28 protein-coding genes and 1 pseudogene are annotated in these 24954 nt (G+C 31.9%); 11 read left to right on the top strand and 18 right to left on the bottom strand.

Annotated features, from left to right (window positions below; all coding sequences use genetic code 11):
* The first annotated feature begins 148 nt into the window (after positions 1 to 148).
* Genes queC through queE form a run of 3 tightly spaced genes read left to right on the top strand, consistent with a single transcriptional unit; the run spans position 149 to position 1951 of the window.
* Positions 149 to 817 carry a 7-cyano-7-deazaguanine synthase QueC gene (queC, locus tag MUA60_RS03365; protein WP_126476678.1) on the top strand — a complete coding sequence of 223 codons (669 nt, stop codon included), beginning with the start codon at positions 149 to 151 and terminating at the stop codon, positions 815 to 817.
* Positions 817 to 1248, top strand: a complete 432-nt coding sequence (queD, locus tag MUA60_RS03360) for a 6-carboxytetrahydropterin synthase QueD (RefSeq protein ID WP_262649725.1) — start codon at positions 817 to 819, stop codon at positions 1246 to 1248. The genes queC and queD overlap by 1 nt, the downstream gene beginning before the upstream one ends.
* The gene (gene queE / locus MUA60_RS03355; RefSeq protein ID WP_262649724.1) at positions 1241 to 1951 is read left to right on the top strand and encodes a 7-carboxy-7-deazaguanine synthase QueE; all 711 of its coding nucleotides are present in this window, start codon (positions 1241 to 1243) and stop codon (positions 1949 to 1951) included. Before queD ends, queE begins: the two co-directional genes overlap by 8 nt.
* A 102-nt stretch (positions 1952 to 2053) precedes the next feature.
* On the opposite strand, the gene MUA60_RS03350 is transcribed toward queE, so the two are convergent.
* On the bottom strand, positions 2054 to 2722 hold the full coding sequence (locus tag MUA60_RS03350; RefSeq protein ID WP_262649723.1) for a DUF1129 domain-containing protein: 669 nt from the start codon (positions 2720 to 2722) through the stop codon (positions 2054 to 2056).
* The gene (locus MUA60_RS03345) at positions 2715 to 3053 is read right to left on the bottom strand and encodes a PadR family transcriptional regulator (RefSeq protein ID WP_262649721.1); all 339 of its coding nucleotides are present in this window, start codon (positions 3051 to 3053) and stop codon (positions 2715 to 2717) included. Before MUA60_RS03345 ends, MUA60_RS03350 begins: the two co-directional genes overlap by 8 nt.
* Before the next feature lie 185 nt (positions 3054 to 3238).
* On the opposite strand from MUA60_RS03345, the gene MUA60_RS03340 reads away from it, so the two are divergent.
* Together MUA60_RS03340 and MUA60_RS03335 are read left to right on the top strand one after the other, a co-directional pair.
* Complete coding sequence (locus tag MUA60_RS03340) at positions 3239 to 3880, top strand: hypothetical protein (RefSeq protein ID WP_262649720.1); 642 nt, start codon at positions 3239 to 3241, stop codon at positions 3878 to 3880.
* 51 nt (positions 3881 to 3931) lie between these two features.
* Positions 3932 to 4180, top strand: coding sequence for a GlsB/YeaQ/YmgE family stress response membrane protein (locus tag MUA60_RS03335; protein ID WP_025904751.1), 249 nt, complete (start codon positions 3932 to 3934; stop codon positions 4178 to 4180).
* Positions 4181 to 4235: 55 nt separating this feature from the next.
* On the opposite strand, the gene MUA60_RS03330 is transcribed toward MUA60_RS03335, so the two are convergent.
* From MUA60_RS03330 to MUA60_RS03290, 9 genes and pseudogenes are all read right to left on the bottom strand, one after another.
* On the bottom strand, positions 4236 to 4967 hold the full coding sequence (locus MUA60_RS03330; RefSeq protein ID WP_262650576.1) for a YwiC-like family protein: 732 nt from the start codon (positions 4965 to 4967) through the stop codon (positions 4236 to 4238).
* A gap of 76 nt (positions 4968 to 5043) precedes the next feature.
* The gene (locus MUA60_RS03325; protein WP_262649718.1) at positions 5044 to 5871 is read right to left on the bottom strand and encodes an aldo/keto reductase; all 828 of its coding nucleotides are present in this window, start codon (positions 5869 to 5871) and stop codon (positions 5044 to 5046) included.
* A gap of 13 nt (positions 5872 to 5884) precedes the next feature.
* The gene (locus MUA60_RS03320; protein WP_262649716.1) at positions 5885 to 6607 is read right to left on the bottom strand and encodes a pseudouridine synthase; all 723 of its coding nucleotides are present in this window, start codon (positions 6605 to 6607) and stop codon (positions 5885 to 5887) included.
* A gap of 212 nt (positions 6608 to 6819) precedes the next feature.
* A complete protein-coding gene (locus MUA60_RS03315; protein ID WP_025904747.1) occupies positions 6820 to 7137 on the bottom strand; it encodes a DUF3817 domain-containing protein in 318 nt (105 codons plus the stop codon).
* A 3-nt stretch (positions 7138 to 7140) separates the two neighbouring features.
* Positions 7141 to 8487: a hemolysin family protein gene (locus MUA60_RS03310; protein ID WP_049319700.1), complete on the bottom strand. Its 1347-nt coding sequence runs from the start codon at positions 8485 to 8487 to the stop codon at positions 7141 to 7143.
* Positions 8488 to 8721: 234 nt separating this feature from the next.
* Positions 8722 to 9510 carry an alpha/beta fold hydrolase gene (locus MUA60_RS03305; RefSeq protein ID WP_025904745.1) on the bottom strand — a complete coding sequence of 263 codons (789 nt, stop codon included), beginning with the start codon at positions 9508 to 9510 and terminating at the stop codon, positions 8722 to 8724.
* Positions 9511 to 9722: 212 nt separating this feature from the next.
* Positions 9723 to 11650 (bottom strand): annotated as a pseudogene (locus tag MUA60_RS03300) (PTS fructose transporter subunit IIABC).
* Positions 11651 to 11668: 18 nt separating this feature from the next.
* Positions 11669 to 12580: a 1-phosphofructokinase gene (pfkB, locus tag MUA60_RS03295; protein WP_262649714.1), complete on the bottom strand. Its 912-nt coding sequence runs from the start codon at positions 12578 to 12580 to the stop codon at positions 11669 to 11671.
* A complete protein-coding gene (locus tag MUA60_RS03290) occupies positions 12577 to 13338 on the bottom strand; it encodes a DeoR/GlpR family DNA-binding transcription regulator (RefSeq protein ID WP_262649713.1) in 762 nt (253 codons plus the stop codon). The genes pfkB and MUA60_RS03290 overlap by 4 nt, the downstream gene beginning before the upstream one ends.
* A 173-nt stretch (positions 13339 to 13511) precedes the next feature.
* Between MUA60_RS03290 and MUA60_RS03285 the strand changes: the two genes are divergently transcribed.
* Entirely contained in the window at positions 13512 to 14705 is a 1194-nt protein-coding gene (locus MUA60_RS03285; RefSeq protein WP_262649712.1) for a M20 metallopeptidase family protein, read from the top strand.
* A gap of 117 nt (positions 14706 to 14822) precedes the next feature.
* On the opposite strand, the gene MUA60_RS03280 is transcribed toward MUA60_RS03285, so the two are convergent.
* Together MUA60_RS03280 and MUA60_RS03275 are read right to left on the bottom strand one after the other, a co-directional pair.
* Positions 14823 to 15683, bottom strand: a complete 861-nt coding sequence (locus MUA60_RS03280) for an aldo/keto reductase (protein WP_262649711.1) — start codon at positions 15681 to 15683, stop codon at positions 14823 to 14825.
* Positions 15684 to 15694: 11 nt separating this feature from the next.
* Positions 15695 to 16624 carry a CobW family GTP-binding protein gene (locus MUA60_RS03275; RefSeq protein ID WP_262649710.1) on the bottom strand — a complete coding sequence of 310 codons (930 nt, stop codon included), beginning with the start codon at positions 16622 to 16624 and terminating at the stop codon, positions 15695 to 15697.
* 201 nt (positions 16625 to 16825) lie between these two features.
* On the opposite strand from MUA60_RS03275, the gene MUA60_RS03270 reads away from it, so the two are divergent.
* A complete protein-coding gene (locus MUA60_RS03270) occupies positions 16826 to 17272 on the top strand; it encodes a MarR family winged helix-turn-helix transcriptional regulator (protein ID WP_262649709.1) in 447 nt (148 codons plus the stop codon).
* A gap of 95 nt (positions 17273 to 17367) precedes the next feature.
* Here the strand turns inward: MUA60_RS03270 and cydC are convergent, their stop codons facing one another.
* Positions 17368 to 19035, bottom strand: a complete 1668-nt coding sequence (cydC, locus tag MUA60_RS03265) for a thiol reductant ABC exporter subunit CydC (protein ID WP_262649708.1) — start codon at positions 19033 to 19035, stop codon at positions 17368 to 17370.
* The gene (locus tag MUA60_RS03260; RefSeq protein ID WP_262649707.1) at positions 19032 to 20645 is read right to left on the bottom strand and encodes an ABC transporter ATP-binding protein/permease; all 1614 of its coding nucleotides are present in this window, start codon (positions 20643 to 20645) and stop codon (positions 19032 to 19034) included. Before MUA60_RS03260 ends, cydC begins: the two co-directional genes overlap by 4 nt.
* Positions 20646 to 20805: 160 nt before the next feature.
* On the opposite strand from MUA60_RS03260, the gene MUA60_RS03255 reads away from it, so the two are divergent.
* From MUA60_RS03255 to MUA60_RS03245, 3 genes are all read left to right on the top strand, one after another.
* Entirely contained in the window at positions 20806 to 21651 is an 846-nt protein-coding gene (locus MUA60_RS03255; protein ID WP_262649706.1) for an undecaprenyl-diphosphate phosphatase, read from the top strand.
* An 84-nt stretch (positions 21652 to 21735) separates the two neighbouring features.
* Entirely contained in the window at positions 21736 to 22572 is an 837-nt protein-coding gene (locus MUA60_RS03250; RefSeq protein ID WP_262649704.1) for a hypothetical protein, read from the top strand.
* The gene (locus MUA60_RS03245) at positions 22572 to 23027 is read left to right on the top strand and encodes a YaiI/YqxD family protein (RefSeq protein WP_262650574.1); all 456 of its coding nucleotides are present in this window, start codon (positions 22572 to 22574) and stop codon (positions 23025 to 23027) included. The genes MUA60_RS03250 and MUA60_RS03245 overlap by 1 nt, the downstream gene beginning before the upstream one ends.
* Before the next feature lie 18 nt (positions 23028 to 23045).
* Here the strand turns inward: MUA60_RS03245 and MUA60_RS03240 are convergent, their stop codons facing one another.
* Positions 23046 to 23297, bottom strand: coding sequence for a hypothetical protein (locus tag MUA60_RS03240; protein ID WP_262649703.1), 252 nt, complete (start codon positions 23295 to 23297; stop codon positions 23046 to 23048).
* Positions 23298 to 23372: 75 nt separating this feature from the next.
* Here MUA60_RS03240 and MUA60_RS03235 point away from each other — a divergent pair, with 75 nt between their 5' ends.
* Positions 23373 to 23942 carry an LOG family protein gene (locus MUA60_RS03235; RefSeq protein WP_262649702.1) on the top strand — a complete coding sequence of 190 codons (570 nt, stop codon included), beginning with the start codon at positions 23373 to 23375 and terminating at the stop codon, positions 23940 to 23942.
* Here MUA60_RS03235 and MUA60_RS03230 read toward each other — a convergent pair.
* Positions 23917 to 24387: a 2-thiouracil desulfurase family protein gene (locus MUA60_RS03230; RefSeq protein ID WP_262649701.1), complete on the bottom strand. Its 471-nt coding sequence runs from the start codon at positions 24385 to 24387 to the stop codon at positions 23917 to 23919. The genes MUA60_RS03235 and MUA60_RS03230 overlap by 26 nt on opposite strands.
* Before the next feature lie 12 nt (positions 24388 to 24399).
* Positions 24400 to 24939 (bottom strand): GNAT family N-acetyltransferase, encoded by a 540-nt coding sequence (locus MUA60_RS03225; protein WP_204181429.1) that lies wholly within the window; start codon positions 24937 to 24939, stop codon positions 24400 to 24402.
* Between the last annotated feature and the right edge of the window lie 15 nt (positions 24940 to 24954).

Below are 24954 nucleotides of genomic sequence, written 5' to 3'. Positions count from 1 at the left end.
TTGCTTTTACAATTTGATTATATTATCATTTGTATATTCAATAAACTAAGAGGTTACTAGCTTACACCCTCTATAAAAAACTAGACACCTACGTCTACCTTTTTATAGAAGGCAGGCTTTTTTTATGCCTTTATAAAGGAGAAACACTATGTCAGAAACATTAAAAAATGAAAAAGCAGTTGTTGTGTTCAGTGGCGGACAAGATAGTACAACATGCTTATTCTATGCGAAAGAACATTTTAAAGAAGTAGAATTAGTGACGTTTCAATATGGCCAACGCCATGATTTAGAAATTAAAGTTGCTGAAGATATCGCTAAAGAACAAGGATTAAAGCATCATATTCTAGATATGTCATTACTTTCACAACTATCCCCTAACGCGCTAACAGACCATTCAATGCAAATTGAAAATGATGAAAACGGCATACCTAATACATTTGTGCCAGCACGTAATTTGCTATTCTTATCATTTGCCGGTGCATTAGCATACCAAATTGGTGCTAAACATATTATTACAGGTGTTTGCGAAACAGACTTTAGCGGGTATCCAGATTGTAGAGATAGCTTTATTAAATCTATGAACTTGTCACTTAACTTATCAATGGATAAAGATTTCGTCATTCATACACCGCTTATGTGGTTGAATAAAAAAGAAACTTGGGCACTAAGTGATCAATTAGGTGCATTAGACTATGTTAGAGAAAAAACATTAACATGTTATAACGGTGTGATGAGTGATGGTTGCGGTGAATGTCCTGCTTGTAAATTAAGAAAACAAGGATTAGACCAATACCTAGAAACGAAAGGAAGTTTATAATGTTACAACAAATCTATCCGAGCGTTCAACACCCTTATGCTTTCGAACTGAATAAAGACTTTAATTTTTCAAGTGCATATTATATTCCACACGAAGAAGCTGGTAAATGTATGAACGTACATGGGCACACATATTTTGTTAATTTAACAATTGCTGGCGACGAATTAGATAAAATGGGATTTTTAGTGAACTTTAGTGAATTAAAATTATTAATCCATAAACGTTATGATCATCAACTTTTAAATGACTTTGAAGAATTTAAAGATCATAGTCCTTCAACTGAACAAGTTGCTCAAACTATTTATAATATTGTTCAAGCCTCTCTAGATAAACCCGATAATCAACCTAAATGTGTCCAAGTATTTGTAAGAGAGACGCCAACAAGTTATGTCGTTTATCGTCCAACTAAGAAATGTGACCACAATGCCTAAAATACCAGTGTTAGAAATCTTCGGTCCAACGATTCAAGGTGAAGGTGCAGTCATTGGTCAAAAAACGATGTTTGTTAGAACAAGTGGCTGTGATTATAGATGTAGTTGGTGTGATTCAAGTTTTACATGGGATGGCTCTGCTAAAGATGATATCCGATTACTTGAACCAGAAAATATTATTTCCGAATTAGATCAACTCGCACCAAATAAATATCAACACGTTACGATATCAGGTGGTAACCCTGCTCTGATTAAAAATATAGGACCTTTCGTAGAAGCACTTAAAGCAAGAAATATAAAGACCGCACTTGAAACTCAAGGCTCTAAATTCCAAGAATGGATGACACTAATCGATGACTTAACGATTAGTCCTAAGCCACCAAGTTCTGGTATGAAACCTAATTTAACAATACTAGATGAAGTTATCGCACAATGTGTGGAAGAAAGTCTTTCCCTTAAAGTTGTGATTTTTGACGAAGCAGACTATCAATTTGCTAAAGATATACACAATCGATATCCTTCTATCCCGTTCTATTTACAAGTAGGTAATCCGTATCTAGACGATAGCGTTTCAAACCATACTGAGAAATTACTTGAAAAATATGAACAACTGATTGATAAAGTAATGAATGATACTTTAAATGATATTTTTGTTCTACCACAGCTACATACACTGTTATGGAGCAATAAAAAAGGTGTTTAATATTTCCTAGGAAATAGCATACACAATATAAAATCAGCACATCACTAACTTGAAAATGCTCGTTATGTGATGTGCTGATTTATTTTGGTCTATCTTACTTATTTATACAGCTTTTGGCTTTCTACTCATGACTTTATATATAGCGTAAATTGCTATGCCTAATATAAGGAAGATCCACCAAGGAATATAAACTTTCATCAAATCTTTAAACACAAGATTAGGTACTAATATTAGAATTGCTGGTATAACACCAACTAATAGTCCAGCATATGCTGATTCTTTTATCTTCTTATATTTAGATTTATCAAAGATATATCTTTGGATAATATTGAATAATGCTTTAACAATAAAGAATCCACCTATTGGTACGATAAGTAAAAGTAAAAGTGTAGATATAAGTGGCGTCTTATAATCAACAAATATACCTACGATACCTGTAATAACAAAATATATACTATAGAAGTACGCTACACCCATTCCTACCATTTTTAAAATTGCTTTATTAGATTCATTCGGTAGTTCGTTTAATATATCATCGGCATGACCTTTAACATCATGACCGAAAAATTCAATTGCAGTAGTACCATTCGAAACAGCTTCTAATAAATGATCAAGAACATCCATTAATATGACTTCTGATTCATGTTCATTTACGCGCAAGTCTGTTCTAACATATAACAAGAAATCTTCATAAACTTCTAAATCCGTTTCATTTAGCTGCTTTCTCTTCTCGTTGTTTTCTTTGATGAGTTGTTTGGTAGTTCTACACATCTTCATTGCTCCCTTTTAACAATTTAGTAATAGGATCCTTAATTTCAAGCCATTCTTTTCGTACGATTTCTAATTCTTCACGACCTTTATCTGTAATATAATAATATTTTCTTTTCGGTCCTTGTTCACTATGCTTAAACTCACTATAAATAAACTCCTTTTTCAATAATCTAAGTAAAATAGGATATATTGTCCCTTCACTTACATCGGTAAATTGATGTTCATTTAATTTGCGAGATAATTCATAACCGTATACTGGTTGAGATTGTATTATAGATAAAATACAAGCATCTAATAACCCTTTTCTCATCTGTGTCTTAATTGTCGACATCTTAATAACCTCTTCCAATTTTTACAGCTATTTTGTATTACAAGATAGCTTACTTTTATACTATTAAAGTTTCATTCATTTGTCAAAGGGTCTTTAATTTTTTTCACAAAACATATATTTAGTGATTATATGTTTAGAAATTGTTATAATTCTTAGATGAGACTATTTTAAGGCAGGAGAAAGATATGGCATTCCTCGTTTCAATTAATATCATTCTGTGTATCGTCTTGATGTCATATAACTTTGTAGTAATGAATAAGAAATCGCGTATCAATCAATACGCTATTTCAATCACAATTGCTTTGAATGGTTTAATATCCTTTATAATCATCAAAGAAATCAACTTCATCACGATTGCAGTAACGACAATGTTACTTATATGGGCATTTTTACATACATGGATTCAAATTAAATACGTTCCAAACTACATTGAAAATCAATATTTCGTACTTTATATCATTACGATTGTATTTAGTATGTCTTTAAACATTGTTTACTTAGATAGTACACTTTCAATTTATCAATCTGTCCCTTATTTAGGTGTCAGTTTATTTATATTTGGACAAATCATTGCTTATTTATCGTTATTCACAGAACCTATTGAATCAGACGGTAAAAGGCTCGCAAAAATTTACCAAAATGGTATATATCGATACTTTATTCATCCACGTTTAGTTGGTGAGATATTATCGATTGTGGCGTTAATCTGTATGATTGTCCTTACGCCTCATTGGTTTCTATTAATACCAGTCTTCCTTTTTTATATTATGTTTATTTTATGGCAAAAGTTATTCAAAACTTCTTATTATGTTTCACATAGTGAATAACAGGGTACTTTAATATAGAAATAAGAAATATAAATAAGGAAGTACACTCAAATGGGCTTTATATTAATGTTAATCGTAGGTGGCCTAATAGGTTGGCTAGCAGGTGTTATATTAGGTAAAGATATACCTGGCGGCATAGTCGGTAATATTATTGCCGGTTTAATTGGTTCAGCGATTGGTGGTTCTTTACTTGGAGACCTGGGTCCAGTATGGGGTGGCGTCGCAATCATACCAGCACTAATCGGTTCAATTATTTTAATTCTTGTATTATCATTTATTTTGAAATTAATCAAAAAATAATTAATCTTTAATTAATAGATAAAGTTAAAGCAACCATTCGCTGATGGTTGCTTTTTTAATGTAAAAATATAGACCCAACTACTAATACAAATACTGAATTAGCTATTTCAATTAAGCCTACATGCATAATTTTTATTTTCTTACCATATAAAACGATTGATCGTATTAAACTCGGTATATACATCAACATAACTAATGGATGTATAAAGAAACCTACAACAACTATACATAAATGATAAATCCAAGATGACCATTTATATTTCACAGATTTTTTCTCTCTAATCATCGTCTTAACGTATAAAATTGTACCGAAGAAATATAAGAAACTTAATATAAAGACTGGTAACCAAGATTGTACATCTGTGATAGATACATTTAATAACGCACTGATCACACCAAATAAACAGAATATCAAAACAGCTATTAAATCATTAGTAAATGCTCTTTCATTTTTCTTTTTAGCAAAATAGGCATTTAATAATGATAAAGGTACCATCAGTAGAAAAATCCCTATCGTAACGGGTTTATATAATACGATTGGTATAAAGGATATGACGACAATCAAAGCAAATATGCCTGCCGTATAAATATAACCTATTATTTTCTTCCTTTTCTTTAAGTAGAAGAAAATTTGGTCACTCATAAAATAAGATGCCAGTACACCTAAATACAATAATAAATGAAAGTATGTAAAACCAGTTGCTGCAATTCCGAATGCGATTGGTAGTACAATCATTGACCATACACCATGTTGATTTGGTTTTTTAAATTTAAACAAATAAAACACCTCCACAGTTTAATTTTACTAAAAGATGCATATGAAATACATCTTAATTCAAACAAATCTGTGAAGGTTCTGTATTTTACTTCATATCTCCAATTTTTACTTCATCTGGATCTCTAAATTGACGTTCATCTGTATTTAATTGGTCGATTTTGGCTAAATCTTCATCACTCAATTCAAAATCAAATACATCAAAATTCTCTCTTATTCTATTATCGTTTTGAGATTTTGGAATAACGAGTCTACCTTGTTGTAAATGCCATTTAATAATAACTTGTGCAACAGTCTTGTTATACTGATCTGCTATACTTTGTAAATCTGAATTATTTAACCATTCGCCACCTCTCATTAGTGGACTCCAAGCCATTAATTTAATTCCTTTACTTTCACAATATGCTTGTAATGCTTTTTGATTAAATAACGGATGAAATTCAACTTGGTTAACTGCAGGGACAACTTCAGTTTCAGCTAATAATTGATCTAAATGATGTTCTTTAAAATTACATACACCAATCGCTTTAATTTTGCCTTCTTTATATAACGTTTCTAATGCTTTATACGTATCAATAAACAATCCGTCTGCAGGACACGGCCAATGAATTAAATACATATCGATATACGTAAGTTGCAATGATTCTAATGAGTCATTAAACGCTTTAATAGTTGCATCATACCCTTGGAAGTCATTCCATAATTTAGTTGTAATAAATAAATCTTCTCGCTTAATATTGACTGTTTTTAAAGCTTCGCCTAATGCTTTTTCATTTTTATAAAACCAAGCTGTATCTATCGCGCGATATCCTGCATCAATTGCTGTATGGATTACTCTCTCAACATCAGCATCTTCAATTTTGTACACGCCTAAACCTAATTCTGGTATCTCTACATTATTATTTAATTTAACCATTTTATTATCCCCTTTATTTAGATGTCATACGGTCTCTTTTAGGTGTATAAGCGAGCGAACGTGTCAGTTCTTCAAATTCTTCTTTCGTTAAATCACGCCATTCACCATATTTAATACCATCAAGCTTAATATTCATAATACGAATTCTTTTTAATTTTTTCACATTATATCCTAACGTTTCACACATACGTCTAATTTGACGATTCAAACCTTGCGTTAAAACAATTTTAAAAGTTCTATCATTAATTTGCGATACTTTCGCTGGAAGTGTCTTTTGATTTAAGATTTCAACACCTTCAGACATTTGCTTTAAGAAGTCTTTCGTTAAAGGCTTATCTACTGAAACGACATATTCTTTTTCATGATGATTTTCAGCACGTAATATTTCATTAACGATATCTCCATCACTAGTAAGAAGTAATAATCCTTCTGAATCTTTATCTAATCTGCCAATGTGAAAAATTCTTTCATGATGATTGACGTAGTCTACAACATTACCTTTAACATGTGTCTCAGTAGTAGATGTGATACCACGTGGTTTATTGAGTGCTATATATACATAGCCTTTATCAATTGTAATGACTTCACCATCAACCTTCACAACATCCGTACTTTCAACTTGAGATCCTAGTGTCGCATATTCGTCATTAATTTGAACGCGATTAGCACTTATCCATTTATCAGCACCTCTCCTCGAACATACACCAGCTTCACTTAGAAATTTATTAATTCTCATAAATATGGTTCCTCTCTCAATCTTTCTACTATATTCCCTATTTTACATGATGATCTTCATTAAAACAAAACTGTATGTGCTGCCTTAGTTACACTTCTCCAGACTTTTGTTACTATGGACGCCCTTAGTTACACTTCTGACGACTTTTGTAATTAATACAATAAAAAAAGAGCACAGGATCCAAATATTTGTCCCATGCTCATATTATCAATTTATGATTGCGTTATCTTTTCATAAGATTTGCCATTTATAAAGAAATGATCAAATATAAATGTGCCAAAAGGAATAAAAGCTGTTATAAAAGCAATGACTGGCCACTTTATATGAATTCTAACAATCAGTGCCATTACCAATATCATAATGACATACATTGAAAATAATCCACCATGTATCATGCCTAATACCGAAACTACATTTGGATTACTCAACATATACTTGATAGGCATTGCTATAAATACTAATAACAGTAATGATCCACCTTCTAAATATCCTGTAAACCTAAATAATGATGTTAATGTAGTTTTGCTCACGTTTTAATCCTCGTCTTCTTCGTCTTCGTCAAATATACTTTTTCTTTCTTTTATAAAATCTTTGTGTAAAGCAACTGTCTTAATTTGGTGATTTTCAACATCAATAACAACCCATTTATCATATTCTGTATCGACATAGTCGTCTTTTTCAATTTCTGGGTTATGTGCTTGTAACCAACCACCAATTGTATCAATATCGTCTGAATCCACAAATTCAATTCCGAATTTTTCTTCTAATTCTGATAAAGTTACACGTCCATTAATTTGGTAAGTGTCTTCACCAGTTTGAATGATATCATTTACTTCATCATCATCAAATTCATCACGAATTTCACCAACGATTTCTTCTAATATATCTTCCATCGTGATGACACCAGCTGTACCGCCGTATTCATCAATAACTAACGCCATATGAACATGATCTTTTTGCATTTTTACTAATGCATCACTAATTCTTGTAACTTCGTGAATAAGTGGTAAGTCATGAACGTAGTTATTAATTTTAATTTGTTCACCTGAAGCGTATTCTGTTAAAAATTCTTTAACATTGATAAAGCCTTTAATATGGTCTTTATCACCATCTTCAGTAATTGGGTAACGTGTATAATGATGTTCATTTATAATTTCTAATAATTCTTCAATATTAAATGGTTCTGTTAATGTAACCATTTGTGTTCTAGGTACCATGATATCTTTTGCTAATCTTTCATCGAATGAGAAAATATTTTGCATATAAGCTAATTCAGTGTGATTGATTTCACCACTTTGATAACTTTGAGTCATGATAAGCTTTAATTCTTCTTCTGACATTGCTTGTTCTTCGTTAGTAGGTTGAATACCTATTGTTCTAACTAGAATACGTGCTGCACCATTCATTGACCAAATTAACGGTTTCATAACGATACCGAAATAATATAATGGTCGGCCGAAGACAAGTGTAAGTCTTTCTGCCTGTTGAATTGCTACCGTTTTTGGTGCTAATTCACCAACTACTACATGGATAAACGTTACAATTAAGAAACTGATCGCTATGGAGAAAGTTGTTGTTAATGCGTCTGGTAAGTTAAAGAAGTCTAATACAGGATGTATTAATACTTCAAATGTTGGTTCACCAATCCAACCTAATCCTAGTGATGTTACAGTAATACCAAGCTGACATGCAGATAAATAATAATCTAGTTCTTTGATCATTTTATGTACAATTTTAGCTGATTTACTTCCTTCAGAAATTAATTGTTCAATTCTAGTTATACGCACCTTTACAAGTGCGAATTCAGATCCTACAAATACCATTGTAAATGCAATTAATATAAAGAATACAATAAAGTTTATTATGGTCGAAATTTCCAATTAGTTCCCTATTTCTAGGGATTCACCTCCAAATATTTTGCGGTGACGCTATGGCCACCTTTGTATGATTTTGTTCAATAAGTTTATTTATGATATACGTTTTCAAAACTAAATCCTTCCCATTTAGCGTCACCTCCCCCGATATTAGCATATTATTTTTAGTGTATCATATTTTTATCTCCATTTAAATCATATAAGAAAGAATGTAAATGTAGAAGTCTACACATACATTCTTTATATAGCTGTTGTTCCAACATGTTGCATGATAAATTTAGAACTAATTTTATTAAAAGCTTCTGGTTGATCAATATTACATACGTGACCAGCTTGCTCGATTATTTCTATTGAAAAGTTTTCATTCTCTTTAACGAGTCTTTCTACTGGTGGCATAAATAAATAATCTTCTTCCCCCATAATAAAGAGCGTTGGAATATCTCTTGTTGCAACTTGTAAATGTGCTAAATAAGGATTCACAAGCTTCGTTAATTTAACCCATTTAATAAATTGCTTTTGAGACACTTTCTTAGCTTCATTCACAAATCGTAATCTTGATTCTTCATGAGCTTTCCTAGGCATAATGATGTAAGCAAATAATTTATAAAGCAACATATACGGTACAAAGTTCATAATCGTACGGCCAATTGCTAACAAGAATTTAGTCCTTAAATTCACATTAATGATAGCCCCACCTAAAACCAATGTCGTTATTCTCTCCGGATATGATTGCGCCATTGTTTGGCCAACAATTGTGCCAAGGCTCATACCAATAATATGTGTCTTGTCTATATTTAAATGATCCAATACATCTACCACTTCTTTTGCTAAATGTTCAAATGAATCATTTTTCTTCCATTCTTTATTCGCAGACTTCCCATGTCCTCTTAAATCTACGAGTAATATATTAAAATGTTTCCTATAATATCTCATTTGTTTAAACCATATCGAAGAACTACCACCAGCTCCGTGTATCAACGTAACCCATTCTGCGTCATTTGATTTGATAATTGTCTTGTAATATAACATTGTTCACATCTTTCCCTATGTTTACCATTTTCTACATATTATAATAATTTAATTTAATCATATAAAAATTTCCTCAACTTTTCAATTTTAAACATGTTAAATCAGCATCATACTTTTGGCCGAGGATTTAAGGTAATGATTAAAAAAAGCTGTCTACAAAGTCACAACTCCACAACTCTGTAGACAGCTTTTAATTTAGTACGATATATTGATTATTCTACTTCTTCTGCGATTTCAAGTTGCTCTTTCGTTAATTTAGGTTTAATAACACCATAAATAATTACTGCAACTAATGCACCGATAACGACTGCTAGTAATGTTTGTAATACATGACCGAAGTCAGTTGCGAATATAACAAAGATACCGCCATGTGGTGCTTGAATTCTTGAACCTAATCCTAAAGCTAACGCTCCACCAATACCTGAACCAACCATCATTGATGGAATGACACGTAATGGATCTGCTGCTGCAAATGGAATAGCACCTTCTGTAATGAATGATAATCCCATCACATAGTTTGGAATAATAGAACCTTTTTGCGCTTTAGTAAATTTCTTTCTAAAGATTAACATCGCTGTTGCAATTGCTATTGGCGGAATCATACCACCAACCATAGCTGCCGTAATTGCTGCTGCGTTTCCTTCAGTTAACGCTGCTGTTGCAAATACGTATGCCGCTTTATTAAATGGACCACCCATATCTATTGCCATCATTGCACGAACTACTAAACCTAATAACATAATATTAGAACCACATAAGTTATTTAATCCATCTAATAATAAATTGTTTAACCATGCTGTTGGTGGATTCACTACGTACACCATAAGTAATCCAGTAAGTGATACTGATAAAATTGGATAAATTAATGTAGGTTTTAAACCTTCAAACATTTGAGGTAAGTTCTTAAATACATATTTGATACCTTCTGTTAAATAACCTGCAAGGAAACCAGCGATAATACCACCTAAGAATCCTGAACCACCTGCTATTGCTAACATACCACCGACTAGACCAGATGCGAAACCAGGTTTATCTGCAATACTTCTAGCAATGAAACCTGCTAAAATAGGCACGATTAATTTAAATGCACTTTCACTACCAATCGACCATAAATTAGCTGCAAATTCGTTATATTGTCCACTCTTTGGATCAAATGAGTTTTCACCAAATAAGAATACGATTGCCATCAAGATACCACCAGATATAACAAGTGGTAACATATTAGAAACACCATTCATTAAGTGTTTATATATCGTCTTAGATACACTTTGTTTTTCGTTGCTAGCAGTACTACTTTGTTTCGCGCCTTTAGCTACGAATGGTTTACGTGATGTGTCTTGCGCCATATTGATTAATTCTTCTGGGCGTTTAATACCATCAGCAACCGGAACTTGAATTACATTTTTACCATCGAAACGATCTGTTTCAACGTGTACATCTGCTGCTACAATGATACCTGATGCTTTTTCTATTTCTTCATCAGTTAAGTGATTTTTAATACCACCTGAACCATTTGTTTCAACTTTAATAGGTACACCCATTTTTTAGCTTGATTTTTCAACGCATCTGCAGCCATATAAGTATGAGCAATACCTGTAGGACATGCTGTTACAGCTAATACAAGTCCTTTTTCTGTATCCGCTTCTGCATTCGTTACAGCTGCTGCTTCTGAAGTTTCATCTGAAGCTTCATCATCATGCTTATTAATGATATTTAATACTTCTTCTTTACTTTTCGCTTGTAATAACTCTGCTCTTACATCTTCATCCATCAAAATGCCTGAAAGTTTAGCAAGGGCATCTAAATGCGTTTGTGCACCACCAGCTGGCGCAGCAATCATAAAGAATAAATGAGCTGGTTGCATATCTAATGATTGATAATCTACACCTTCAACAGATTTACCAAAAGCAATTGCAGATTGTACAGCATCTGTTTTAGCATGAGGAATCGCAATTCCTTCACCAATTCCTGTTGTACTTTGTGACTCTCTTGCATGAATCGCTTCTTTAAAAGTTGCTTCATCGCTTAATTTCCCAGCGCTGTTTAATTGCGCAACTAACTCATCAATAACTTGATCTTTACTTGTTGCAGAAAGATCCATTGCAATGGTTTCCTTCGTTAATAGTTCTGTAATGCTCATTTTAATAACCTCCCTATTTTAAACATGTTTAATGATTACTTTAGAAATTATTTTTTCTATGTCTTCTTTATTAGCTAAATCCGCGTTAAATGCTGTTGCTGTACCACAGCTTACTGCTAATTTAAATGCTGATTCTATGTCTTTGCCTGCTTCTAATCCTGCTACCATACCAGCAACAGTACTGTCACCTGAACCAACTGTATTCACAACTTGACCACTTGGTACGATGGCTTTTAATCGTGTTTGTTGATCCACATAAATGGCACCTTCTCCACCGAGTGAAACGATGACTGCTTGAGCACCTTCATTCAATAGTTGCTCAGCACATTCAATGACTTCTTGATCCGCTTCAATTTGTTTATCAAATATCTCTTCTAATTCATGTTTATTTGGTTTAACAAATTTCGGATTATACGCTAATACTGATTTCATCAAATCTTTCTCAGCATCCACGATTAAATTTGCACCAGTCTGTTTAAGTATTTCTGCTACTTCTTGATAAACTGGATTTTGTAGTGAACTTGGCACACTGCCCGCAATTATAACCGTATCTACTGATTGCGTATTTTTCATTTTCGTTAAAAATTCTTCATAGTTATGAGATTCAATATTAGGTCCAGGTCCATTGATTTCAGTTTCTAAACCAGATTTTAATTTCACATTGATTCTTGTATCATCTTTAACCTCTACAAAGTCTGTTAAGATGTTTGCTTGATTAAGTGTATCTTTAATAAAATCTCCAGGAAATCCACCTATAAAACCTGTTGCTGTACTTTCGATATCTAATGTTTGAAGTACTCGAGAAACATTGATACCTTTTCCACCAGCAAACTTGTTTGTTTCATGTGCTCTGTTTAATTCACCTACTTCAAATTGATTGGTAAACATTACATAATCAATTGATGGATTAAACGTAACTGTATATATCATTTTTGTCCTCCGTTAATGTTATATTTTTCTTTAAATTGATTTAGATTATTTAATGTTTGAATCGCTTTGTGAGAAGTTAGTATCTCTATTGATTTATCATATGTTACTTCCGCAAACGATACTTCATTAAATTTAGAATGATCTAACAAGACATATACTTGAGATGCTAAATGAATAGCCTTTTCTTTCATTTCTGATTCGTAAGGGTCTGGTGTCGTTAACCCATAGTTCAAATCAATCCCATTCATACCAATAAAAGCTTTGTCAAAACGATATCTTTCAAGGGATTTAACTGCATTTACGCCTATATTCGCAAATGTCGTTGCCTTTACTTCTCCACCTGTCATATAAACCGAAATGCCTTTTTCTAATAACGGTCTTACATGTGTTAAACCATTTGTCACAACGATAATATCTTGTTGTGTAATGAACGGAATCATTTCTAAAGTAGTTGTCCCAGCATCTAAATAAATCGTATCCCCATCTGAAATTTGACTGACAGCTAATCGTGCAATCTCTCGTTTTTCATCTTGATGTCGCGATTCTTTATCTGTCATATTACGCTCTTCATGGCGCTTTGTTATTTGAGTTGCTCCACCATGAACTCTTTTGAGCATACCTCTTTCTTCGAGTTGAGATAAATCTCTTCTAATTGTTGATGTACTTGAATTCGTCAAATTAATAAGTTCTTGTAGAGATATTGTTTCCCGTAGATTAATCTCTTCTAATATTAATTGGTGTCTTTCAGTCGTTAACATACAATCTCCCCTATTCCTCTACATAATAAAACGTTTTCATTTTATTGTCAATCACTTTCGTTCACAATCAACCAAAATCAACCAAAAATTTTTAGATGTTTTATAAGTGCAATCATTTTATACAGTAAAAGATTACTGTTATACTTTTCTAGTATAATTTTAGGAGGTAAATCATGAATAATTTAAAAGAAAAGCTTTTTAACCTAATTGAAAAGAAAGAAAGTGACATGATTGATATTAGAAGACATTTGCATCAACACCCAGAACTATCATTTGAAGAAGCGCAAACTGCTGAATATATTAAATCATTTTACGAAGGCAAAGATGTTAAAGTAACACAACCTTTAGAAAAAGAACATGCTATTATTGTAGAAATTAAAGATGGTCAAGAAGGTAGAACGATTGGTTTAAGAGCTGACTTTGATGCTTTACCTATAACTGAAGAAACAGATGTTCCTTTCAAATCACAAAATGAAGGTGTTATGCATGCTTGTGGCCATGATGCTCATACTGCTTATTTAATGGGGCTTGCAGATGCACTTATTGAAATTAAAGAAGAATTACCTGGCACAGTTAAAATCATTCATCAACATGCTGAGGAGAAACCTCCTGGTGGTGCTAAAGCACTTGTAGAATCTGGTGCGCTTGATGACTTAGATGAAGTTTATGGTATCCATATCGTTCCAGTAGCTGGACCTGAATTTATTGGTTATAATAAAGGACCTTCATTCTCAGGAAGTTCAACATTCAAGTTGACGATTAATGGTTTAGGTGGACATGCAGCAAGTCCACACAAAACACATGACGCATTAGTTGCTGGGACAAACTTTGTAAACGCTATTCAAACGATTGTATCAAGACGTATTGATCCATTAGATATGGGTGTCGTTACGATTGGTGCATTCGAAGCACCAGGCGGATACAACGTGATTCAAGATAAAGTTACGATTAAAGGTACTGCTAGATATTTAAATCCCGAATTAGAAGAAACAATGTATCAAGAAATCAAAAAAATTGCAGATAGTGTTGCAGTTGGCTTTGATATTGAATATGACTTAGATTATCAATTTGGTTATCCTGTACTTTACAACCACCCAGAACAAACTGATAAAGTAGCAGAAATATTATCAAATAGTAAAGGCGACTATTTCCAACAATTAGTTGAAATACCTCAAGTTACAGGTTCAGAAGATTTTGCATACTACCTACAAAAAATTCCTGGTCCATTCTACATTGTAGGCAGTAAACCAGAAGGCGTAACAGAACCATATATGAATCATCACCCTAAATTTGATGTGAATGAAGATTGCTTGCAAGTTGCAGCAAAATCTTTAGGAGAAATTACATTAAATAGATTAGAAAAATAAATATTAATCTAAAAAATGAGGCTGGAACCTGTATATTGGTTCTAGCCTCATTTTTATATCATTATCATACTATAATATATCTTCACCACGTGATGCGACATAAATATCGAACCACTCTTAATCTGTTAATTGTAATTTCGTAGCATTTACAGCTTCGTCAACTCTTTCTATCTTACTTGAACCTACAATTGGCATTACTTTTGATGGCAATCTGAGTAACCAACTGTAAATCACTGTTCTCACTGATACGTTATATTTTTCTGCTAATGGTTGTGTAACTGCCATAATGCGTCTTGCTTTTTCATCATTTTGATCAAATAATTTACCGCCAGCTAATGGACTCCATGCCATTACTTTAACATCATGTTGCAACATTCTATTTAATGTACAATCTTCAATATTTTCAAGTTGATATGGTGACACTTCAACTTGATTAACTGAGATATGAGACATTTCTTTCTTCAAACTTTCATTTAACAATTCATATTGATTACATTTAAAGTTCGAAACACCGAATGCTTTTATTTTTCCTTGTTCAACTAAATGCATCACTGCACGCGTTACTTCATCCGGATCCATTAAAGGAGATGGGCGATGAATCAATAGCGTATCGATATAATCTGTTTTAAGATTTAATAGCGATTTATCAACTGATTCAATAATATGATCATAACTTTGATCATATCGATGACCAGTATTTTTAGCAATTTGATCATTCGGTAAAATAATACCGCATTTTGTGACGATTTCAATTTTCTCTCTTAAATTAGGTGTTAATGCTAATGCATCACCAAATAATGATTCACATGTATAATTACCATAAATATCCGCATGATCCATTGTTGTAATGCCTCTATCAACTATTTCATGCATGAAATTATTTAATTGTTGATTGTTATAACCCCACTCATTCAATCTCCAAAAACCATGTACAATTCTAGAATAACTAACATGTTTATTTATACGAATTCTTTCCATCCCATCATCTCCTAAGAAAAGTTCAACATATCTAACTTGTTACGAATACTTGCTTTATCTATAGATTCACCTATTATGACAATTGTTAATGGCATATTCATTATTTCTGGTTCATATTGAGGTACCCCAAATGCATATTGAAATAAATAAGTTTGTTCTGGTTCTTCTCTAAATTTAACAAATCCTTTAATTCTAAGAATCGAATCAGGTAATTGTCTTAAGAAATTCATTAATAATTCCATTTCTATCGGACCACTAAATGTATAATTTATGGATTGAATACCGTGATGATGACTATGTTTAGCTTGAAGTGACAAAGCCTCATTTACAGGTATTTCAACACCATCAATATTTGAAAACTGCGTAAAGTGTAGCACTGGTTGATGCTTGATCGTTTGTAATGACGATTCTAATGATGCTTTTTCTTCATCAGATAATTCATCAGACTTATTAATAATAATCAAATGAGAATATAACATTTGTTCTTCCATTAATTGTTTCGTCTGAACGGTATATCTCGCTCTTTCTAAATATCTTTTCCCGTCCATAACACCAATTATTGTTGGCATTTCAACTTTATCTATTAATGAAGGGTTTTGACATGCATCCACTACTTCTACAGGATGCGCAATACCAGTCGCTTCAATTAATACAAGATCAGGCTGGTCTTTATGATATAAATTATGTAATACAACTTCAATATCATCTTTCAATGAGCAGCATATACAACCATTTAATAAACTTTGAGTAGAGACATCATCACCTAACAAATTACTATCAACATCAAAAGAACCAAATTCATTCATAATGATTGCGACCTTTTGACCAGAGTCTTTTGCTTTCATAATGAGTCTTTGAAGTAATGTTGTTTTACCACTACCTAAAAAACCTGTCAAAATTGTTACTGCCATTTTATTTTTATTCTTCATACTATGACCCATATTCAAACCACCTTTCTGTAATTATATGATATAAGTTCAGAAACTACAAAGACTTAAAGTTCATCCTATAACTTATACTTTAAATATTATAAATTACACATCACTAAAATATTTACAAAATAAAAATATTCATTATATAATGAATTAGGAGATTTCAAAAAAAATAATGAACCATTGCATTTGTAGTTTGGGGGAAAGATTATGCCGGATAAATTAGATATCCAAAACCAATTGTGTTTTAATTTGTATAATGCGCAACGACAAGTTAACCGCTATTATTCAAACAAAATTTTCAAGACGTACAATATTACATATCCGCAATATTTAGTATTAACGATTTTATGGGAAATCGCGCCGGTCAATGTCAAAAAGCTTGTAACAGACTTAGCCCTAGATACAGGTACTGTATCCCCTTTATTAAAAAGAATGGAAAATTTAGATTTAATTAAACGTGTACGTTCTGAATTAGATCAAAGAGAAGTGTTTGTTCATCTAACAGAAAAAAGTGAACAAATGAAACCACATTTACACCAAGCTTCACATTTAATTCAAGATGTATCAGAGTTAAATGATGAAGAAACTAATCAATTAAACAACTTATTACAAAAATTGATCAATAATGTAGATAAAATCAATCAAGAAAAATAATACAGCAAGCATCTATCGTCTTACTCAAAATAAATAAGCATATCACGTAACTGAATGCTCAGTTTAAAGTGATATGCTTATTTTTTATCTAGTATTTATTCTAATTGTTCATTATATTGAATGACTTTATATAAATAACCTTGTTCTTTAATGAGTTGTGTATAATTACCTTGCTCTATAATATGTCCTTCATTCATAACGATAATATGATCGAAGTTTTGTAAATATTTCAAGTTATGCGTCACAATCACAATTGTATCGTCTTTATTTAATAAGAGATTCATAACATTTTCTTCATTTTCTTCATCTAATGAAGCTGTTGGTTCATCAAGCAACCATATTTGAGCTTTTCTTAACAATAATCTTGCTAATGATAAACGTTGACGTTCCCCTCCTGAAATATTTTCAGCGTTTTTAGTTAATTTTTGATCTAAGTTTAAATGATTTAAATTAACGGCAGCAAGAACGTTTGTCATCAGTTCATCTTCTACTTCTATTAATAAGTTCTCTCTTACTGTTCCTTCAAAATAATGATTATGTTGCAACATTGTATTAATTTCATTCACATAATCTTCTTGAATCACGTGAGACAACTGCTCACTTTTATAGGATAAGCTGCCATCATTCACACTATATAATCCCATTAATATATTAAGCATCGTTGTCTTACCTGAACCTGAAGGGCCGATAATAGCTACATGATCACCTTCATTTATTTCAAAGTTAATTTGAGATAATGTTTCTCTTTCTTGAAAATCATATTTAAACATTACATTCTCTGCTTTATACAATGCATGATTTTGAACTGAATGTTCTCGAGGCACATCAAATGATTGATTGATGACTTCTTCAATATTTTTAAGACTTCGCTCTGTATCCGCTTTGTAAAAAGCAACATTAGTCATCGGGATAGCTTGTTCAAATAACGTAATTGTTATCATTAATATACTCGCAAAGAATACAGCGTTTAATACACCATCTTGTATTTGCCAAATACATAAAATCGTCATACACCAAATACTTACCATCGATGATAAATTCAGCATAAAGTCATAAGAACTTAAAAATTTCTGTTCTTTATATTTTTTATCTTCATATTGGTATTGTTTATTAAACACTTTCTCTTTAAATGCACGATATTGTTGGAATCTTTTTAATTCTGAACGTCCTTTTTCAAAATCAAAGCATTCAGCAACATATGCTTCTTCACTTTGTTGAACAGCTTCAGCCAAACTTTCAGCTCTTTTAGCTGATAAATAAGGGATGATGATGACTGACATCAACATTGAAAGTCCTATAATCACACCGGCATATATATTGAAATTAATCATCACGAGTATTGTTATCAATGTCGTTATGATAATAACAATTGGTGGATAATAAACTCTTAGTAAAATATTTTGTAATCGTTCAACGTGGTTTACCATTTGTGTTAATAAGTCACTCGAACGGTATCTTCTAAATACGTTTGGAACGATTGGAATGAGTTGATTAAACAAGTTAACACGTATATCTCTCAACATTGTAAATGTAGAACGATGTGAATATAATCTTTCGAAATATCTAGTAATTGCACGAACAAAACCGAATAACTTAATAGATACAATTAAAATCATTAATGCATATAAAGGTGTTCCGAGCGCACTTTTTGATATCATATATCCACTTAAAGCAAACATTCCAAGTGCAGTTAACATGCCAAATACGCCTATTACAATAGAAAGATAGAAGTCTTTATCAAATTTAATTTTTAATTTTTTCATGACATCCCACCACCTTTTTGAGATGCGTCATATGATCGAACTGTTCCATTATGGATTTCTATATAATCAGTGGCATATCTCAACACTTCTTTTCGATGTGCGATTGTGAGAATAGTCTTTTGATGTGCAAATTGGTTAACAGTTTGCACGATAAGTTGTTCTGTTTCAATGTCTAATCCAGTTGTTGGTTCATCAAAAATAACCACATCTGGATCAAGTAATAGTAATCTGGCTAGTTCTATTCTTCTCATTTCTCCACCAGACAGCATTTCATAACCATCACCTATCATCGTATGAATACCTTTAGATAATTGTTTTACTTTTTCAAATAAGCCCACTTCAGTTAACACTTCATTAACACGATTTTCATCATAATTTTGGAACATCGTGACATTTTCATACAAAGATGCGCTGAAAATATAAGGTCTTTGGGATAGATACCCCATTTTTAGTGGTTTTTTATAAATAATCTTACCTTCATTGGGATTCAATTCATTTAACATCAGTTTAATTAATGTCGATTTACCAGCACCGCTCGGTCCAATAATTGCTGTATGATGATTTTCTTTTATACTTAAATTGATTTGATCAAATGCAAAATCTTTACGTTCTGGGTAAGTAAATGACACATGATCAAATTGAATGATATCTTCATTTTTCATATTTGAATCAATATGGATGTTTGAAGATTGTATAGATTCTTCATTATTCATTTCTTCAATCAATTCAATATAACCTTCACTTTGTTTACCTGTATGGAAAGCTTGTCCTAGGTCTTTAATCGCATTATAGAATTCTGGTGCCAATAATAAAGTAATGATGGCAACTACAAAAGATACATCGTGAAATACGATTAATCTTAAGCCCACTTCTAGTGCAACAATACCTATTCCAAGCATCGAGATAAATTCCAACATTAAGCCTGATAAGAAGGCACTTTTCAAAATTTCCATTGTTAAATCTCTAAATGACGTACTTGATTTATAAATTTTTTCAGTCGTTTCATGTGTTCGATTGAAAAGTTTTAACGATACGAGACCTTTTGTTAAATCTATAAATTCTGCCGCAAATTGATCTAACGATTGCATTTGGTCTTTCGCTTTATCACGAGTTCTCAGTCCAAATACAATATAGAACAGTGGAATAAACGGCGCTGTAATCATCATAATTAACGCAGCTGGCCAATGAATAAAGAGTAATGTAACAATAATCGATACTGGGATAATGGTTGATTTGAAGACTTGAGGCAAATAAGATTCATAAAAAGGATGTATACCCTCAACCACTTCAGTAATCATTGTTATTTTAGTTCTATCTATTTCATTATTTATCAATTGATGTCTAACATCTCTTTTAACTTTATAAGAAAGTTTTTGTCCTGATAATTGATTAAGGTAGTTAAAGCATGCTCTTAAAAGCAATACAATGAGCAAGATTGCTAGCCATAAATAAAGTTGCTGACCATTTGATTTTACGCCGAGCATTTGGTTAATAATTTTTCCTAAATATATATTTTGAAATACGACTGTTAAACTTAATAAAAACGAAGCTAGAAACATAAATATTTGCAACGTTTTATAATGCATACTATACTTTGTTAAATCTTTCACAATGTCACCACCTTGTTCCATTATAACGCCTTTACGAAAAAAATAAACTAAAATGTATTATTAAATATTAGCATATTACAATGTAATATTTGGTACAATGATGATACGGTGATTGTCTCTAGATAACCACAGACTTTCATAAAAACTGAGGAGCAAAGCTATGTTTATATTAGAATTAATAAAAGCCATTATATTAGGTATTGTTGAAGGTTTAACAGAATTCGCACCTGTTTCATCTACAGGTCATCAAATTTTAGTAGATGATATGTGGTTAAAATCTACAGCTTTTCTTGGAAGCGAATCAGCATTCACATTTAAAGTTGTGATCCAATTAGGTTCAATCCTTGCAGCCGCATGGATATTTAGAAATCGATATTTTGACATGTTACATATTAAACAAAACGAACAGCAAAAAAGAAAATTAAAATTGTCACATATTATTGTTGGGCTTGTACCAGCTGGTATTCTCGGACTATTATTTGATGACTTCATTGAAGAACATTTATTTAGTGTCCCAACAGTATTAATCGGTTTATTACTTGGAGCTATATATATGATTGGTGCCGATATGTATTCTAAACGCGTCACAAATCCACACAAAGTAGATGATATGAACTATCCAAAAGCATTTGTAATTGGTCTATCTCAAGCAATTGCATTATGGCCAGGGTTTAGTCGTTCAGGTTCAACCATTTCAACAGGTGTCTTCTTAAAGTTAGATCATAAAGCTGCTTCTGACTTCACATTTATTATGGCAGTACCTATTATGTTTGCAGCAAGTGCAAAAGCATTACTCGGAAATCTACAATTTATAACGTTAAATCAAATACCTTTCTATATTGTAGGATTTATCGCATCATTTATATTTGGACTGATTTCAATCAAATTATTCCTAAAACTGATTAATAGAGTAAAATTAATACCTTTTGCGATTTATCGTATTATTTTAGTTATAATTATTGCCATTGCATATTTCGGTTTTGGAATTGGTCAGAATATCGGCTAACGTATCGTATCAATCGTTTGAAGATTATGATATAGGGTATTGGAGTAAGATATATTATAAGAAATAACTACGGAGGAATGACTCATGAATGATAAAGTTAAATTAATTGTTAACACATTACCACTTGTATTAGTACCATTAATTAGAGAACGCAAAAAAATAAAAGAACATCCAGATGTTAAACATGTAACTGAGACGACTGTTGATTTTTCACATAAAGTAAAAGATAAAACAATCGAAACGAAAGATAAAGTTGCAGAAAAAACACAACCTGTAAAATCATATGTCGTTCAAAAGAAACGATTATATGAGTACAACAAACAAATGAAACAACCTTTTAAAGAAGAGCAAAAAGAAGCAAAGCAACAACAAAAAGAAATTGATCATTTAGATAAAAAACTTCAAAAAAATATCGATGCGCGTATTAAAGAAGAAGAAAAAGCACAAAAAGAAAATAAAAAAGCGCGTATTAAAGAACTGACACATTACCAAAAGCTTGAAGAACAACAAGCTAAAAAAGGTAAAAAACTTCAAAAAGAAAACGAAAAAGATGTATCTAAGTTAGATAAAAAGTTACAAAGTAATATTGAAGCACGTGAACAAGAAGAACAAAAATTAGAGCAACAAAATAAAGAAGAACGCATTAAAGAATTAAAGAAATATGAGGGACATCAAATGAACACAGCAACTACACAAAGCAGTCATGCAAAATCAATCAGCGACGTAAGCTCTAAACAAGCAAAACCAAACATTCAAGAATTAGTTAATGAAAGAGTTAGAAATGAGAAAAAAGAAAAATCTAGTCATCTTCTATTTAATCAACATAAATCGTCTATGTCTCAACATATCAGTCAATTTCCATATGATGAACATACATTTGAACATAAAAAATCTAAAAAAAGATTTCGCCTCAGTAAATGATTAACAGAATTATTATAGATGGAGATGCTTGTCCAGTTACGGATGATATCATTCGTTTAACTCAACATACAGGCATCTCTGTTCTTATTATTAGAAGTGTTAACCATTTCTCATTAGCGGAATATCCCGATTATGTTTCAACAATATATGTTGATCATGGTGCTGATAGTACAGACTTTAGAATTATCAAATTGACGCAACCAGATGATATCGTTGTGACGCAAGATTATGGACTAGCGAGTCTTTTATTAAATAAAGCCCTTCATGTTATCCACCATAAAGGTTACGAGTATACTTCTCAAAATATTGAACAACTGTTAACGCAAAGACATATTTCTGCTCAAGTACGTCAACAAGGTGGTAGAACGAAAGGTCCTAAAAAACATATTCAAGAAGACCATAAAGTTTTTTCAGAATTTCTATCAAAATTAATAAAAAAACATTCTGGACAATGATAATCGTCCAGAATGTTATTATTCTATCATTTGTTTTTTAGCTTTTTCTAAATTAACTTTATCTATTTCTTTCATTTGTTCTAATTCTAAACGCATCTTATCTGTTTCTAATAAGTAGTTCTCATGCTTTAATTTTTCAAGTTCTAATTCATCTTTAACACGTTGGGATTTAATTTTTTCTATTCTAACCGTTTTACTTTGGTGGTTTCTTATAAGCCCAGCTACTGATGAAATAAGCACAATAAGCACGACCATTAAAAATATATTCACAGTTATACCCCCTTCTTAAATAAATAGAAGTATCTTTTAAGTTATTATACTACATATGTGAGAGGAGTAATATATATGAAGAAAATTGCTGTTTTTTGTGGTGCAAGTAAGGGAAATGACCCAATTTATACAGAACAAGCTTATGCGTTAGGTAAATATTTAGCCGAAAATAAATATGAATTAGTATATGGTGCCGGATCAACTGGCATGATGGGAGCAGTAGCCAATGGTGTCATTGACCATGATGGTATTGCTATTGGCGTAATGCCAAGATTCTTAGGGGAACGTGAAATCGCTCATGAAAATTTAACAGAATATCACGTTGTTGAAACGATGCATGAAAGAAAACAAATGATGTCTGATATGGCTGATGCATTCATTATGTTGCCTGGTGGTGCTGGATCTTTAGAGGAATTCTTTGAAATTTACACATGGTCTCAAATAGGACTACATCACAAACCAATTGGTGCATTAAATACTAAACAATTTTTCAACCCATTAAGTTTAATGATTCATCATTTAATATCGACTGAATTTATCAGTTCAGATTATAAAAATTTAGCGATTATTAAAGAAAATATCGATGATTTATTTAGTGCTATGAAAATGTCACAACCCGTTAAGCTTCGTGATTATCAAAAATAGTAAAAAATGTTTTTTCATCATAGACTTTAATATCATTCAATGTAAAGAGGGCTGTCGTAACACCGACACCTTCTTTTTTATTTCCCGTAAATGTACCATCGTATATAACTGTACTACCGCATGACGGACTATCACTTTTCAAAATAACCGTCTTGGCATTTAAATCTTTAATAATAGAGAGTGCACGTTTAGCGCCTTCTTTAAATTGTATTGTGACATCACGACCTGTAACAGTCATGACCTTTGCTTGATCATTCCAAACATCATAACCATCTCCTCCGATGATTTCTGCTGGTTCTCTTGGAACTTGTAATCCACCTAATATTTCAGGACAAATACTAATCGCTTTCTTCTCATCTATTAAATTCTTATAGAATAAATCCAACTTATGGTTGCCATCATACCTTACTTTTTCTCCAACTAAACATGCACTAATAACGATCATATCATCTACTCCTTACAATACTTTATGATATAAAACATGTGCTGCTAAATCATCATCATGTATAACTTTTGGATGCAAGAAATTCCTAATATGGTTCATTCCTAATTTTTCCATAACTCTTCTGGAAGGTTTATTAATTTCTGACGTAAAACTATACACTTCATCAATACCTTTTGATTTAGCATATGTTAATACCGCTTCCGCCGCTTCTGTCGCTAACCCATTACCCCATACATCCTTATCCATTCGCCAACCTATTTCATAAAAAGGTAATTCTGGGAAACTTAATTCGCTACCTTCTGGAATATAATTCAAACCTACCATACCGATAAAGCTTTTAGTTTCTTTTAATTCCACAGCAAATAAACCAATTTCATGTTGATCGATGACTGATTTCATTTGGTCAATCATATTTTCAGTCGCACGATAGCTCAATATATCTGGAAAGTATCTTCTCACTTCAGGACTTGCATTCATACTTTGAAATAATGCAACATCCTCGTCTTTCCAATTTCTAAGTATTAAACGTTTTGTTTCAATGTAATGTTTCATTTCATTCACCCAACC

The sequence above is a fragment of the Mammaliicoccus sciuri genome, from assembly GCF_025561425.1.
GTDB classification, from domain to species: domain Bacteria; phylum Bacillota; class Bacilli; order Staphylococcales; family Staphylococcaceae; genus Mammaliicoccus; species Mammaliicoccus sciuri_A.
The sequence above is the reverse complement of the archived record's forward strand: the minus strand, read 5'-3'. Positions and strand labels throughout refer to the sequence as shown.